This window comes from Pseudomonas syringae pv. cilantro (assembly GCF_001293775.1).
In the GTDB taxonomy this organism is placed as follows: Bacteria; Pseudomonadota; Gammaproteobacteria; order Pseudomonadales; family Pseudomonadaceae; genus Aquipseudomonas; species Aquipseudomonas syringae_P.
Map to the genome: position 1 here is coordinate 145,896 of NZ_LGLN01000056.1, position 540 is coordinate 146,435.

At 58.9% G+C, this 540-nt stretch carries 2 protein-coding genes; both read left to right on the top strand.

Annotation, left to right across the window (positions count from 1 at the left end):
* Nucleotides 1-379 (top strand): conjugal transfer protein (locus ABJ99_RS29195; RefSeq protein ID WP_154864433.1); only part of this gene is annotated, 379 nt, incomplete at its 5' end.
* Nucleotides 309-540, top strand: a 232-nt coding sequence (locus ABJ99_RS28765) for a hypothetical protein (RefSeq protein WP_459426204.1), incomplete at its 3' end; no start/stop codon positions are given. The genes ABJ99_RS29195 and ABJ99_RS28765, both read left to right, overlap by 71 nt.

Sequence of the window (540 nt, forward strand, 5' to 3'; positions counted from 1 at the left end):
GATGGGCGGCTTGGTCTTCGGTGTCGCCGCGACGTTCCTGCTGTCCTGGGTGTGGGGCCTGGTTGCTGCCGCCCCGTTCCTGATTGCCCTCATCGCCTTGAGGGTCGTGGGCCTGATCGATCCTCAATATTTGCGCCGCATCCGCTTTGCGCGGCGGCGGCTCTGGCTGAACCTCAATTATGGCAAACCGTTGTTGCTGACCCCCTTCAACCCGCAATGGAATGAATTCTATGGCGCACGATTTTCACACAAGCGTTATGCCCCCGGAAAAGAAAGCGCCATTGATGCGCTATCCGGTGCACGAGCTCATGACGACCCTGTCCGGCAATCGCATAGTGAGCCTGATCCAGCTCAAGGGTGTCTCCCCAGAGACCCGTAGTGATGAGGAGCTGATCCGCCTGTACCAAACCCGCAACCGCTACTTTCTGGCTTTGGGCAAGAAAGAAGGCAAGCACCTGATGCTGCAAACCTACATCACCAAGACGGGCATCGAGCTGGACACGCCGTACACCTTGCCGCTGCCCGCGCTTCAGGACTTCG